We start from the raw sequence: 11,654 nt of genomic DNA, 5'->3' as shown, positions 1-11,654 counted from the left end.
CGGCATCCTGAATGTGAAGGATGTATTCCGGGCAATCCACAGCGGTGTTCCCGATGTTTCTATCCCCGATATGATTCATGATGTCTACTTTGTACCTGAATCCAAGAAGATTGACGATCTCTTAAAAGAGCTCCAGTTCAAGCAGTCTCATCTTGCGATCATCCTCGATGAGTATGGTGTCTTCTCAGGGGTGGTGTCAATCGAGGACATTCTGGAAGAGCTTGTGGGCGACATCCTGGATGAGTTTGATATCGAGGAGGATGAGATTCAGGATATGGGAAACGGCACCTATCTGATAGATGCGCAAGGATGGGTTGAGGATATCAACAATTCCATCCCCATCCCCCTTCCGCTTGAGCCGGATAACTATGAGACGGTCGGGGGCCTCGTCTTCACCCGGCTTGGTCGGATCCCTCATATCGGTGAATCCATCGTCATCCCTGAGGTGAACGGGCGGCTCACGGTCACACAGATGAGGGGGAGGCAGATCCTGAAGGTCAAGCTTACACTCGAATCTCTTCCGGAGAACTGATCAGTATTATCGGTAGAGCCTTCCCATATATTCCCATGAAACGCATCGTCATGCTTGCGTCAGGCCGTGGTTCAAACTTTCAGGCTGTCGCCTCAGCGATAGCGCGAGGCATGATCAATGGGCGGTGTGTAGGGCTGATCGTCGATCGCAGGGAAACGCTGGCTGCTGTCCGTGCAGAGGAGTTCGGGATACCTGTCTTTACCATAGATTATTCCGGATTTTCGACAAAAGGTGAGTACGAAGAGGAAGTTATCAGCACTCTCAGGTCTCTTGCCCCGGATCTTGTGGTCCTCGCAGGGTACATGAAGATCCTGGGATCATCCATTATCAGGGAGTATGCAGGCCGGATCATCAATATCCATCCCTCGCTTCTTCCTTCGTTTCCGGGTCTTGATGCGCAGGGGCAGGCACTTGCCTACGGGGTGAAGATCTCCGGCTGCACCGTTCACTTTGTAGATGAAGGAACAGATAGCGGACCGGTGATCCTCCAGAGAGCAGTTCCTGTCCTGGATGATGATGATCCCGGAAGCCTCGCCGAGCGTATCCTTCTTGAAGAGCATATCGCCCTCCCCGAGGCTGTTTCACTCTTCTGCGAGGATTATCTCCGGATCCTTGGGAGGGCGGTGATCAGGCTGGATTCTGATTTGCATAAAGAGAGATTCCGGAGCGCCTGAGATGGGAGAGAAAAATCGTTTTGGAAATGGAAAGAAGATCGCCCGTGAGCGGATCGAGATCCTCTTTGAGAATGCAACAAAGTGGGCCGATGAAGATTCTGAGCGCTCACGCCGTTGTATCCTGATCGCAAAGAGGATTGCCATGAAACAGAGGATCCGTATCCCGAAGCGATTCCGGCGTTTGTTCTGCGCACACTGCCATTCCCTCCTGAGACCGGGTATTAACTCAAGGATCAGGATTCAGCATGGCAGGGTTATTATAACCTGCCTTGCATGCGGCCAGAGAAAACGCTATCCGGTGGTGAAGCACGATGCCAACAAAGTATGATAAATCAGCAATCCAGACATTAAAGCCGACGATCTGGGTGGGAAAACTCGGGGTGACGCCGGAGGTTACCGGTGAGATCCGCGCCCAGCTTGAGGTAAGAGAAATGATTAAGATCAAATGGCTGAAGAATGCCCCGATGGATCCCCTCACAGTGGTGGATGGAACGGGTGGTGTGGTGGTCACAACCCGCGGCAGGACAATGGTCATTGCAAAGAAACGTGGGTAGGCTCCACCTGCCCTGACTCTCCTTTTCATCCAGAAATTTATATCAGCTGATCCACCCTATACGTAAAGACTGTTAGTGAACCACAACAGTGAGGAATAGAACATGACTACAGTATTTGATATCCCGGCAGAACTCCTTATCAGGAAGGTTGCAGAGGAACTCAAGGGTAAACCCGAGATCCAGGCACCATCATGGGCAGAGTATGTCAAGACGGGAGTTCATAAGCAGATGCCACCGGAGAACACCGACTGGTGGCATATCCGTGCAGCAGCAGTGCTGCGCCGTGTCTATGTTGATGGACCGGTCGGAGTGGAGAGAATGAGATCAATCTATGGTGGCGCCCAGAACAGGGGTTCCCGCCCATCCCGGTTCAGAAAGGGGAGCGGCTCGATTGCACGGAAACTTTTCCAGCAGCTCGAAGCAGCCGGTCTCCTTGAGAAGGCAACAGGAGGCCGACAGGTCTCGCCAGCCGGCCGATCATTCCTGGATAATGTTGCATACAGCCTCAAAGCAGAGGTTGCAGAAGCAGCACCGGGAATCGGGAAGTATTGAGGTGATGTGTACATGGGAGACGATGAGTTATCTGAACTCCGGCAACGGCGGCTTGCCCAGATGCAGCAACAGCAGCAGGCAGAACAGCATGAGGCCCAGCGCCAGCAACAGATTGACCAGCAGGTCCAGATGGTGCTGATGCAGGTTCTTGAGCCAGAAGCACGTGAGCGGTTAAATACAATCAAGCTCACAAAACCTGACTTTGCACGAGGCGTTGAACAGCAGCTTGTCATGCTCGCCCAGCAGGGTCGGCTCTCAAGTACGAAAAAGATCACTGATGCACAGCTCAAAGAGCTCCTCAAACAACTGGTACCGCAAAAAAAGGACTTTAATATCCGAAGGGTATGATGAAGGTCGGAATGCTCTATAGTGGTGGGAAAGATAGTTCTCTTGCTGCCATCCTGCTCTCGCGGGATTATACTGTAGAGCTGAACACGTTCGTATTCAATCCCGATCGGGAGGTTCCTAAAGTCGCGGCGGCGGCAGAGGCTCTGGGTATGCCCTGGAAAAAGAGAACCTTTGCGTCAGGTTTCATTGATGAGGCCATTGGAGTACTCGTTCGGTGTGGGTATCCAAATGAGGCAATCAATGAGATTCACCGACGGTCACTCTGTGCGCTTGCACAGGAGTATGAGGTGGTCGCCGATGGTACCCGGTTCATGGACCGGGTGCCTATGCTGAACCCGTCTGAGGTGCAGAGCTTTGAAGACAGGATGGGGGTTTCCTATATACGCCCCCTTCTTGGATTTGGAAGGCGTGAGATAACACGCCTTGTGGATCGGATGCTCACCGTAGTCTATGGTGAGACTTCGATGATAGAAAATGGTGATTATGAAGCTGAAATCCGTGAGGAGATGACACTGCGTGGCATCGACTGGAGCGGAATCTTCCCTCTGAATCACCAGCAATCTCTCGTTTGCGGGAGAAGAATAGATCAGGTTGGTGAATACCAATGAGCAAACTGACAAAAGGTCGAAAGATACGAATGGCGAAAGCCACCCAGCAGAACCGGAGGGTTCCGCAATGGGTCATGATCAAAACGAAGCGTGCAGTTGTATCGCATCCAAAGCGGCGCAGCTGGAGACGCAGCAGTCTGAAGGTGTGAGCAATGGTCGAGGCAGAGAAGGAACAGATCTACATCATCCCTCTTCGGGATACAAAACGCGCTCCCAAATGGAAGCGTGCAAAGGTTGCTGTCAAGGATGTCCGGACATACCTGCAGAAGCACATGAAGAGTGAAGACGTCAAACTTGACCGGAGCATCAACGAGAAGATCTGGGAATGCGGGAGCCAGAAACCCCCATCAAAGATCCGTGTCCGTGCGATAAAATTCTCGGACGGTCAGGTTCAGGCAGAACTTGCCGGGGAGTGAAATGAACTATACCCTGTCCCTCAATGGCGATCCGAATATCGGGGTTTTTGCCCGGGCATTTGAGGAGTTTGCGATTGTTCCCGAAACGGTTCCGGATGAGTTTGCCAATACCATAGCGGAGCTTCTGGATGTTGAGATCGTCCGGACGTTCCTGCAGGGGTCATCCATCATCGGATCGCTCATCACCGGCAACAGCCGGGGTATGGTGGTCTCCGGCATGATAGGGAGTGAGGAGCAGAGGCGGCTTGAGGAGTATGGGGAAGTGCTGCTCATGGATGAGACGATGAATGCCGCTGGCAATTGCATGATGGTCAATGATGAGTTTGCCCTCGTTCACCCTGAGATGCCTGCCAGGCTGATCGACCGGATCAGTGATTTCCTCAAGGTTCCGGTTGAGCGGATGCAGATCGCCGGAATTCCAACCGTTGGAATGGCCGCCGTTGCAACAAATAAAGGCATTCTTCTCTCTCCGCGGGCAACCCCGCAGGAGATCGAACGGGTTGAGTCTTTCACCTCGCTTCCGGTCGGCTGTGGATCCGTCAACATGGGTTCGAATCTGGTTGGAGCAGGTATTCTTGCAAACTCGAAAGGGTTTATTGCAGGCAGCGAGACGACCGGTTTTGAACTCGGACGGATGGAAGATGTATTTGGATTACTACGGTGAGCTGAATGGAGTTAGCAGAATTTGAAATTACAGGTCTGATGAAGATTGGTGATGCATGGAAACCATACACCAAGGTGATTTCAGCACCAAACGAAGCACAGGCGAAAGAGCGGATCTATACTCTCATGGGAAGTAAACACCGCATCGAGAGAAGATTAATCAAAATTGAGAGCATAAAGAGTGTCAATGGCGAGTAAAGAAAGTACTCCGACACCTGAAGAGGAGTTTCAGGCACTTCAGATGTACCTGAATGAGTTTAATCAACAGATTGAACTCTTTTCCCGGCAGTTCCAGTTTATCGAACAGGCGAGGATGGAGATGATCACCTCTATTGAAACCCTCAGGGGACTGAAGGAGACAACAGATGCTGTATCACTCCTTCCGCTTGGCGGGGGCGCTGCCATCCTTGCAAAGGTGATCGATCCCGATTCGGTCCTCGTTTCTATCGGATCTGATATCTCTGTCAGAAAGACCAATGACGAGACCGTCTCCTTTATGCAGGAGCGGATCACCGAGATGGAAGCCCAGGGAAAACGTCTTGCAGAGACGATTCAGAAGCTCCAGGCTCAGGCGGCAGAGGTTGGCGGACGCCTTGAACAGCTGTACCAGGCTGGTCAGGGACAACCTACCGGCCGGAGCTGATGCCGGAGTATGTTTGAAGGCTTAAAAAACAAATTAAGGGATGTCCGGTCACGATTTGGTGCCTCAATCGAGGAGCATATCGAAGAGTCGCCGGCCGTCTCCTCTCCTTCACCGGAGATTCATCCCGGAGAAGAATCTTTTCCCCGGGGAGAACCCATACCGGAGGATCGCCGGACAGGTGAGTTGTCCTGGAAAAGGATTGGAGAACCCGTTCCTGAGACAAAATCCCAGAAAGATGGTTTTTTTTCGAAAGTCAAAACCCTCGTCACGGAACGGGAGTTCATACTGACTGAAAAGGATCTCAATGAGCCGCTCTTTGAACTGGAGATGATCCTTCTTGAGTCGGATGTTGCACTTTCGGTTACCGATGCGATCATCGCCCATATGAGAAGTTCACTTGTCGGGAACCACAGGAAGATCCGGCAGAGCCCTGATGAGATTGTGACTTGCGCCCTGAAGAATGCACTCCGCGAGGTGCTTGGCGAAGGGCTGGATCTTTTAGCCTTCATACGTTCACATGAGAAGCCTGTCAAAATCCTCTTTACGGGCGTCAATGGTACCGGAAAGACAACCTCAATTGCAAAAGTAGGTGCTTTTCTCAGAAGAGAAGGATTCTCTGTCGTCATCGGGGCTGGCGATACCTATCGTGCCGGTGCCATCGAACAGATCCGGGTACATGCCGATCGGCTTGGAATACGGCTTATCCACCACCAGGAGGGAGCAGATCCATCAGCTGTCCTCTTTGATACCGTCGAGTATGCCCGTGCTCATAACGTCGATGTCGTCCTCGCCGATACCGCCGGCAGGTTCCATAACCGTGCGAACCTGATGAGCCAGCTCGAGAAGATCAGGCGTATCTTCAAGCCCGATCTCATATTCTATGTGGATGAGGCAACTGCCGGAAACGATGCGGTTGTCAGGGCAGCCGAATTTGAAAAGACGATCGGGGCGGATGGTGTCATCCTGACGAAGGTTGATATGGATAAGAAGGGCGGATCTGCCATCTCGATCGCCTATACGATCGGAAAGCCCCTCGTCTTCCTGGGTGTCGGCCAGGAGTATGAGGATATCGTCCTCTTCACGCCTGATCTGATCATAAACGAGATATTAGCGGAAGATGCCTGATGCTTGATTCACTCTCAAACTCATTAAAGGATGCTGTAAAGAAGCTCGCAGGAAAAGCTGTCGTTGATCGTGCAGCAGTTGACGAGCTTATCCGTGATCTCCAGCGTGCCCTTATCCAGGCTGATGTGAATGTCAAGCTGGTGATGGCACTCTCGCAATCCATCAAGACCCGTGCACTTGAAGAAGAACCTCCCAAAGGGATGGGGGTTCGGGATCATGTCCTCAGGATCGTCTACCAGGAACTCGTCTCGATGATGGGTCCGGAGACAGAAGTCTCGCTCAGGCCCCAGACGATCCTGATGGCGGGCCTTCAGGGTTCAGGGAAGACTACGACGACCGGAAAACTCTGCCGGTACTTCCAGCGAAAAGGGTTGAAGGTTGGTGCCATCTGCTGTGATAACTTCAGGCCAGGCGCATTTGCCCAGCTCCAGACCCTCTGCCAGAAGATCAATGTCCCGATCTTTGGCGACCCGGAAGAAAAAGATGCCCTGAAGATCGTTAAGGAGGGAATGGCTGCCTTTCGTGATGTCGAGGTGGTCATCGTTGATACAGCCGGGCGGCATGCACTTGAAGATGATCTCATCGAAGAGATCATGCAGATCAATGCCGTTGTCAAAGCCGATCACCGCTGGCTTGTTATCGATGCAGCACTCGGGCAGGGTGCACGCGATCAGGCACGGAGGTTCCATGAAGCAATCGGGATCGATGGCGTTGTCATCACGAAGATGGATGGAACCGCAAAAGGCGGTGGCGCTCTCTCTGCCGTTGCCGAGACGAATTCAAGCATCGTCTTTATTGGTTCAGGCGAAACAATCGACGATCTCGAGCGGTTTGATCCAAATGGGTTCATATCCAGGATGCTCGGGATGGGGGATCTGAAAGCCCTCGTCGAGCGTGCCGAAGAAGTGATGGGTGGGGACGAGCTCGATGTCAATGCGATGATGAAGGGGAAGTTCACACTCAAGGATATGTACAAACAGCTTGAAGCCCTGAATAAAATGGGTCCCCTGAAGCAGGTTCTCTCCATGCTCCCGCTTGGCGGTATGAATGTGCCAAACGAGGTCTATGATGTCACTTCCGTCAAGATGGAACGGTACCGGATTATGATGGATTCGATGACCGATTCCGAGATGGATGACCCTTCGCTCCTTGGTACATCACGAATACACAGGATTGCAATGGGATCGGGCTGCTCTGTCGATGATGTCCGCGAGCTGATAAAATACTATAAGATGATGCAGCGTGCCCTGAAAGGCTTTAAAGGTGGCGGCCGTTTCTCGATGAACCGGATGATGAAGCAGTTTGGCGGCGGGGATAAGCTGGTATAATCTCTCTTTCCCGGGATCTTAGCCTCTCTGAACAATTTTCGTAAAGGCTTCTTTTGTAAGCCTTCCCTTCTTTGAAATAACCTTTCTCTTCGGCATTTTTGTCAGGTGTGCAACAAGGACGACACTCTCTTCAAAGAGTTCAAGGCCTCCCTCCTCAAAATCATCGAGATCGATTGTTATGGCAGAAAGCGAATCCGGCAGCCTTCGCGAACAGGGTGCAAGGAGGAGGTCTCCGGATTCCTCTGAAAGCACAATGGCGGGCCTGACTTTTGGTTGATCGCCCGGATAAAAGGAGAATGGTGCCAGGACAACATCTCTTTTTTTGTAAGTACTCATGGATTCTCTCCTATCTGTCATTGATGCAGGCATTTCTGCCCTATTCCGTTTCTATTAAGCTGGTGTACATCCATATAGATATGTATAATTGTCCCGGTATGAGACGAGATTCCTCCGGGATGCCATATGGAGCCTGTTATGAGACGATTTGCTATCCTTGGCCATCGTGCCGTCACCGATCCCGGTTTTTCCTTAAATGATATGCCCGGCAGTGCAGGAAGAATGGATGTCCTCTGCCGCTGTGTCAACTCCTCTTTCTTTCTCTCACATGATCTGAGGCGGGATGTTGAATGCTATCTCATCCTGAAGGGAGGCCCAGAGACGACGATCCTCTTCAAAGGAGAGACCGTCAGATCGTTAAATCCTGATGAACGGAGTGCCGGTGCCCTGATCAAAAAAGCGCTTGGAAAGATCTGTGGGTCGGAGTTTATCGAATCCTCTCCCGGTGTTTTCATCAGGCGCGGGGGGCTTGCGAGGCTCTTGTCCGACTATCCCTTCGCAGTACTTGATGAATCGGGCGGCGATATCCGGACTGTAAGCTCCCTGCCGGAGAACCTTCTCTTATCTGATCATCAGAACTTCACTGAAGAGGAAGAGGCACTGACAGCTGATCTCATGCGACTCTCTGTCGGCCCGCAGGTGCTCCATGCCGACCATACCATCACCATCTACTTAAATGAAGCCGACCGGAGGCTGGCATGAGCGAATTGCTTCCACTTGTCGGATCCATCCTCGAATACGGGGCGATCTGCGATCACTGCCTGGGAAGGCTCTTTGCAAAGCGATCATTCGGGCTCTCCAATGCAGAAAGGGGCCATGCACTCCGTGTAGCCCATGCACTGGATACAAATCAGAGATTTGCCCCCTATGAAGAGGGGACCTGTTTTGTCTGCTCCGATCTCTTCAGGGAGATCGATCTCTGGGCCGGGCGTGTCGCCGGGGCAATAGCGGATATCGATCACGAGACTTTTGTGATCGGAACCCGCGTTCCGCCGATGATGGCCGAGTCAGAAGAGATGCTCTGGAGCGACTTCTCTCTCACCGATCCCGAACCCCTGAAATCCGAGATGAACCGTGAGGTTGGGAAGGCGGTAGGTACTCTCACCGGAAGACGCGGAGATCCGAAGAATCCCGAGGTGACGGTGATCTTAAACATTGCTGAAGAAGCAGTGGAGGTGCAGATCGCCCCGGTCTTCTTCTATGGAAGGTACAAAAAGCTCGAGCGGGGGATCCCCCAGACTCACTGGGATTGCCGCGCATGCCATGGCGCCGGATGTGATGCCTGTGGCGGCACTGGCAAACAGTACCCTGATTCGGTTGAAGAACTGATAGGTCTGCCGACAGTCGGGCTTTTCGGGGCGGAAGGTTTCGTCCTCCATGGTGCAGGGCGTGAGGATATCGATGCACTCATGATCGGTACCGGCCGCCCATTCATCATGGAGGTGCTTGCTCCCCGGCAGCGGAAGGTGGATCTTCCCGCACTTGAGTCTGCCATTAATGCATCGGCATCCGGCAGGGTCGAAGTGGCCCTTTCCCGCTGGAGTAGCAGGCGTGAGGTGGAAACCCTTAAATCGCACAAGGCTCATAAAACATACAGGATTCTGGTCGATATTGAAGGCCATACTTCCCTGGATCTGGTCGAAAAAGCTCTGGAAGCCCTGAATGGGGCGGTGATTCATCAACGCACCCCTCAGCGTGTATCCCATCGGAGAGCAGATCTCATCAGGAAACGTACGGTCGTCGATATCGGGTGTCTTGGGGTTGAGGACGGCCAATATCTGATCCAGGTGGTCGGTGAGGCGGGACTCTACATCAAAGAACTCATATCAGGGGATAATGGGAGAACAACGCCCAGTTTCTCAGAGATCCTCGGCAACCCTGCACGGGTATACACACTTGATGTTGTATCGGTGGAGGGTATGCCGGAGCAAGGAGAGGAGTAATCATGGCACTACATAACGGTCCACGGAAAAAGACTCGATATAAGTTTAAGAAAGCACTCAGAGCACGTGGTCTCCCACCGGTCACCTCGGTTATTCAGGACTTCGAGATGGGGCAGAAGGTTCACATTGTTGTGGAGCCAAGCATTCAGAAAGGCATGCCACACCGGAGATTCCATGGAAAGACAGGCACCGTCATCGGGTCACGGGGACGTGCCTGGGTTCTTGAGGTTCCAGACGGAAATGCGGTGAAGGTTGTCATCGCGAAACCACAACATCTAAAAGCTCAGAAATATTAAATAGACTATATCTGGTGATTGACATGAAAGTTAAGGCATTTGTTAGCGAAGAAAGGGTCACCCTTCCAGAGATCCGTGAGGATCTCCTCCGGATCGAGGCAGCCCGCCTCGAAGCCGGGAGGGAGCTGTCTTACGAGCTGAGGAAGAGCATCGAACATGTCAACCACCTCTCAAAGCTCTCTCCTGAAGCATCAAGAGAACTTCTTGGTGAACTGCTCGCGCTTGAGAAGATGAAACCAGAGATCGCATACAGGATCGTGAATCTGATGCCCCGGAACAGGGATGAACTTCGTGCAATCTATGCAAAAGAACGGTTCACCCTGACTCCTGAAGAGCTGGATGTAATCCTCGATCTGGTTTCAGCTCGGAAATAGGTGGTTTGAGCATGAGAGCGGAGAAGAAAGAGAGTCAAGCGCTAGCGATTGATGTACTTCAACATGGGTATGCGGATGACCCGCGCCCAATCCTGAAGCGCGAGCCTATTGTTCTGGCAGTTGGTGTGGATCAGTTCAAACTTCTAGAGATCATTCCAAAGATCCCGGATATCCAGATTCACGAACTGCTTTATATCGGAGATGGTGAACGGCCGAAGGTCGAGCGTGTGAAACGCAGGCTGAAGTATGATGAACTGACCGCGACTGCAAAGCTGGAACTGCCCTATGCAATCGCGAAGATCGTCAGCCAGAACGAGGAGCGGTTTGTTGAGTTCTTTAACAAATCTGTTCCAATCAGCCTGAAGCTGCATATGCTCCATCTCCTTCCCGGAGTCGGGAAGAAGATCCTCACCGAGATACTGGAAGCCCGGCATCGAAGCCCCTTTACAAGCTTTGAGGATATCCGGACACGCATCAAGGCAGTTCCCCATCCTGAGCGGATGATTGCCGATCGGATCCTGGAAGAGCTGATGGATCATGATGTCAAATACCATCTCTTCACATCACGATGAGGGCACGGCACGATCAACATTTTTTGAGTGACGGCTCTGCCATTCTGCGAATCGCAGATGCAGTCCCGATTGCAGGAAGGCGTGTTCTTGAGATTGGTCCCGGAAAAGGGGTGCTTACAGAAGCACTCCTTGAACGGGGTGCAACCGTTCTTGCAGTAGAGCTTGATGCAACACTAGTCGATCATCTCAGGGATCGTTTCCCGGATCAGATCGAACGGGGAGATCTGATCCTCATCCACGGCGATGCCACCCGGTGTGCCCTGCCAGAGTTTGATATTGTCATCTCCAATCTCCCTTATTCTGCATCATCCCCGATCACCTTCCGGCTGCTCGAGATCGGTTTTGAGGTGGCAGTACTGATGTACCAGTGGGAGTTTGCACGGAAGATGATGACCCCGGCAGGAAACCCCGATACAAGCCGTCTATCGGTGATGGTGCAGACGTATGCGAAGGTGAAGCCGTTATTGGAACTCCCGCCCGAGGCATTCTCGCCCCCTCCTGAAGTCTGGTCGATGGTGGTAAAGATCACGCCGGTTGATCCGGTAGTTGAAATTTCTGATCGGAAGGTGTATGCCGATCTTGTCCGTGCCCTCTTCTCGCAGAGGAGAAAGAAGGTCCGGAACTGCCTAAAGAGTGCTGCGGGTGTCTTTGGGAGAGAGCGGATAGAATCCCTGATCGCATCCCTTGATG

21 protein-coding genes are annotated in these 11,654 nt (G+C 52.3%); 20 read left to right on the top strand and 1 reads right to left on the bottom strand.

Annotation, left to right across the window (positions count from 1 at the left end; translation table 11 throughout):
- The 14 genes from QCH34_RS01225 to QCH34_RS01160 form a co-directional block, all read left to right on the top strand.
- Positions 1 to 532: transporter associated domain-containing protein (locus tag QCH34_RS01225; RefSeq protein ID WP_300328760.1), on the top strand; the 532-nt coding region annotated here is incomplete at its 5' end.
- A 35-nt stretch (positions 533 to 567) separates the two neighbouring features.
- Positions 568 to 1,206 (top strand): phosphoribosylglycinamide formyltransferase, encoded by a 639-nt coding sequence (gene purN, locus QCH34_RS01220; RefSeq protein WP_300328757.1) that lies wholly within the window; start codon positions 568 to 570, stop codon positions 1,204 to 1,206.
- A 1-nt stretch (position 1,207) separates the two neighbouring features.
- Positions 1,208 to 1,534, top strand: a complete 327-nt coding sequence (locus tag QCH34_RS01215; protein ID WP_300328754.1) for a ribonuclease P protein component 4 — start codon at positions 1,208 to 1,210, stop codon at positions 1,532 to 1,534.
- Positions 1,518 to 1,760 carry a YhbY family RNA-binding protein gene (locus QCH34_RS01210; RefSeq protein ID WP_300328751.1) on the top strand — a complete coding sequence of 81 codons (243 nt, stop codon included), beginning with the start codon at positions 1,518 to 1,520 and terminating at the stop codon, positions 1,758 to 1,760. The genes QCH34_RS01215 and QCH34_RS01210 overlap by 17 nt, the downstream gene beginning before the upstream one ends.
- A 102-nt stretch (positions 1,761 to 1,862) precedes the next feature.
- Positions 1,863 to 2,312 (top strand): 30S ribosomal protein S19e, encoded by a 450-nt coding sequence (locus QCH34_RS01205; protein WP_300328747.1) that lies wholly within the window; start codon positions 1,863 to 1,865, stop codon positions 2,310 to 2,312.
- Between the two features lie 12 nt (positions 2,313 to 2,324).
- Positions 2,325 to 2,660, top strand: a complete 336-nt coding sequence (locus tag QCH34_RS01200) for a DNA-binding protein (protein ID WP_300328743.1) — start codon at positions 2,325 to 2,327, stop codon at positions 2,658 to 2,660.
- The gene (locus QCH34_RS01195; protein WP_366898178.1) at positions 2,657 to 3,268 is read left to right on the top strand and encodes an alpha hydrolase; all 612 of its coding nucleotides are present in this window, start codon (positions 2,657 to 2,659) and stop codon (positions 3,266 to 3,268) included. Before QCH34_RS01200 ends, QCH34_RS01195 begins: the two co-directional genes overlap by 4 nt.
- Positions 3,265 to 3,417 (top strand): 50S ribosomal protein L39e, encoded by a 153-nt coding sequence (locus QCH34_RS01190; protein ID WP_255331977.1) that lies wholly within the window; start codon positions 3,265 to 3,267, stop codon positions 3,415 to 3,417. Before QCH34_RS01195 ends, QCH34_RS01190 begins: the two co-directional genes overlap by 4 nt.
- A gap of 3 nt (positions 3,418 to 3,420) precedes the next feature.
- The gene (locus QCH34_RS01185) at positions 3,421 to 3,684 is read left to right on the top strand and encodes a 50S ribosomal protein L31e (RefSeq protein ID WP_300328734.1); all 264 of its coding nucleotides are present in this window, start codon (positions 3,421 to 3,423) and stop codon (positions 3,682 to 3,684) included.
- Between the two features lies 1 nt (position 3,685).
- Positions 3,686 to 4,348 (top strand): translation initiation factor IF-6, encoded by a 663-nt coding sequence (locus tag QCH34_RS01180; RefSeq protein WP_300328730.1) that lies wholly within the window; start codon positions 3,686 to 3,688, stop codon positions 4,346 to 4,348.
- A 5-nt stretch (positions 4,349 to 4,353) separates the two neighbouring features.
- Positions 4,354 to 4,545 (top strand): 50S ribosomal protein L18Ae, encoded by a 192-nt coding sequence (gene rpl18a / locus QCH34_RS01175; protein WP_300328725.1) that lies wholly within the window; start codon positions 4,354 to 4,356, stop codon positions 4,543 to 4,545.
- Positions 4,535 to 4,990 (top strand): prefoldin subunit alpha, encoded by a 456-nt coding sequence (gene pfdA / locus QCH34_RS01170; protein ID WP_300328722.1) that lies wholly within the window; start codon positions 4,535 to 4,537, stop codon positions 4,988 to 4,990. Before rpl18a ends, pfdA begins: the two co-directional genes overlap by 11 nt.
- A gap of 9 nt (positions 4,991 to 4,999) precedes the next feature.
- Positions 5,000 to 6,115 (top strand): signal recognition particle-docking protein FtsY, encoded by a 1,116-nt coding sequence (gene ftsY / locus QCH34_RS01165; protein ID WP_300328719.1) that lies wholly within the window; start codon positions 5,000 to 5,002, stop codon positions 6,113 to 6,115.
- Positions 6,115 to 7,443 carry a signal recognition particle protein Srp54 gene (locus QCH34_RS01160; RefSeq protein WP_300328714.1) on the top strand — a complete coding sequence of 443 codons (1,329 nt, stop codon included), beginning with the start codon at positions 6,115 to 6,117 and terminating at the stop codon, positions 7,441 to 7,443. Before ftsY ends, QCH34_RS01160 begins: the two co-directional genes overlap by 1 nt.
- Before the next feature lie 18 nt (positions 7,444 to 7,461).
- Here QCH34_RS01160 and QCH34_RS01155 read toward each other — a convergent pair whose 3' ends face one another.
- The gene (locus tag QCH34_RS01155) at positions 7,462 to 7,779 is read right to left on the bottom strand and encodes a type II toxin-antitoxin system PemK/MazF family toxin (protein ID WP_300328711.1); all 318 of its coding nucleotides are present in this window, start codon (positions 7,777 to 7,779) and stop codon (positions 7,462 to 7,464) included.
- A 138-nt stretch (positions 7,780 to 7,917) separates the two neighbouring features.
- Between QCH34_RS01155 and trmY the strand changes: the two genes are divergently transcribed.
- From trmY to rsmA, 6 genes are all read left to right on the top strand, one after another.
- Entirely contained in the window at positions 7,918 to 8,481 is a 564-nt protein-coding gene (gene trmY / locus QCH34_RS01150) for a tRNA (pseudouridine(54)-N(1))-methyltransferase TrmY (protein ID WP_300328763.1), read from the top strand.
- Complete coding sequence (locus QCH34_RS01145; RefSeq protein ID WP_300328707.1) at positions 8,478 to 9,722, top strand: tRNA pseudouridine(54/55) synthase Pus10; 1,245 nt, start codon at positions 8,478 to 8,480, stop codon at positions 9,720 to 9,722. The genes trmY and QCH34_RS01145 overlap by 4 nt, the downstream gene beginning before the upstream one ends.
- A gap of 2 nt (positions 9,723 to 9,724) precedes the next feature.
- Positions 9,725 to 10,018 carry a 50S ribosomal protein L21e gene (locus tag QCH34_RS01140; RefSeq protein WP_300328704.1) on the top strand — a complete coding sequence of 98 codons (294 nt, stop codon included), beginning with the start codon at positions 9,725 to 9,727 and terminating at the stop codon, positions 10,016 to 10,018.
- Between the two features lie 23 nt (positions 10,019 to 10,041).
- Positions 10,042 to 10,392, top strand: a complete 351-nt coding sequence (locus tag QCH34_RS01135; protein WP_300328702.1) for an RNA polymerase Rpb4 family protein — start codon at positions 10,042 to 10,044, stop codon at positions 10,390 to 10,392.
- 11 nt (positions 10,393 to 10,403) lie between these two features.
- Entirely contained in the window at positions 10,404 to 10,964 is a 561-nt protein-coding gene (locus tag QCH34_RS01130) for a DUF655 domain-containing protein (RefSeq protein ID WP_300328699.1), read from the top strand.
- A partial coding sequence (rsmA, locus tag QCH34_RS01125; RefSeq protein WP_300328696.1) for a 16S rRNA (adenine(1518)-N(6)/adenine(1519)-N(6))-dimethyltransferase RsmA occupies positions 10,961 to 11,654 on the top strand: 694 nt, incomplete at its 3' end. The genes QCH34_RS01130 and rsmA, both read left to right, overlap by 4 nt.

This window comes from Methanocalculus sp., assembly GCF_029762515.1.
In the GTDB taxonomy this organism is placed as follows: domain Archaea; phylum Halobacteriota; class Methanomicrobia; order Methanomicrobiales; family Methanocorpusculaceae; genus Methanocalculus.
This window is presented reverse-complemented; position numbering and strand designations above follow the sequence as displayed.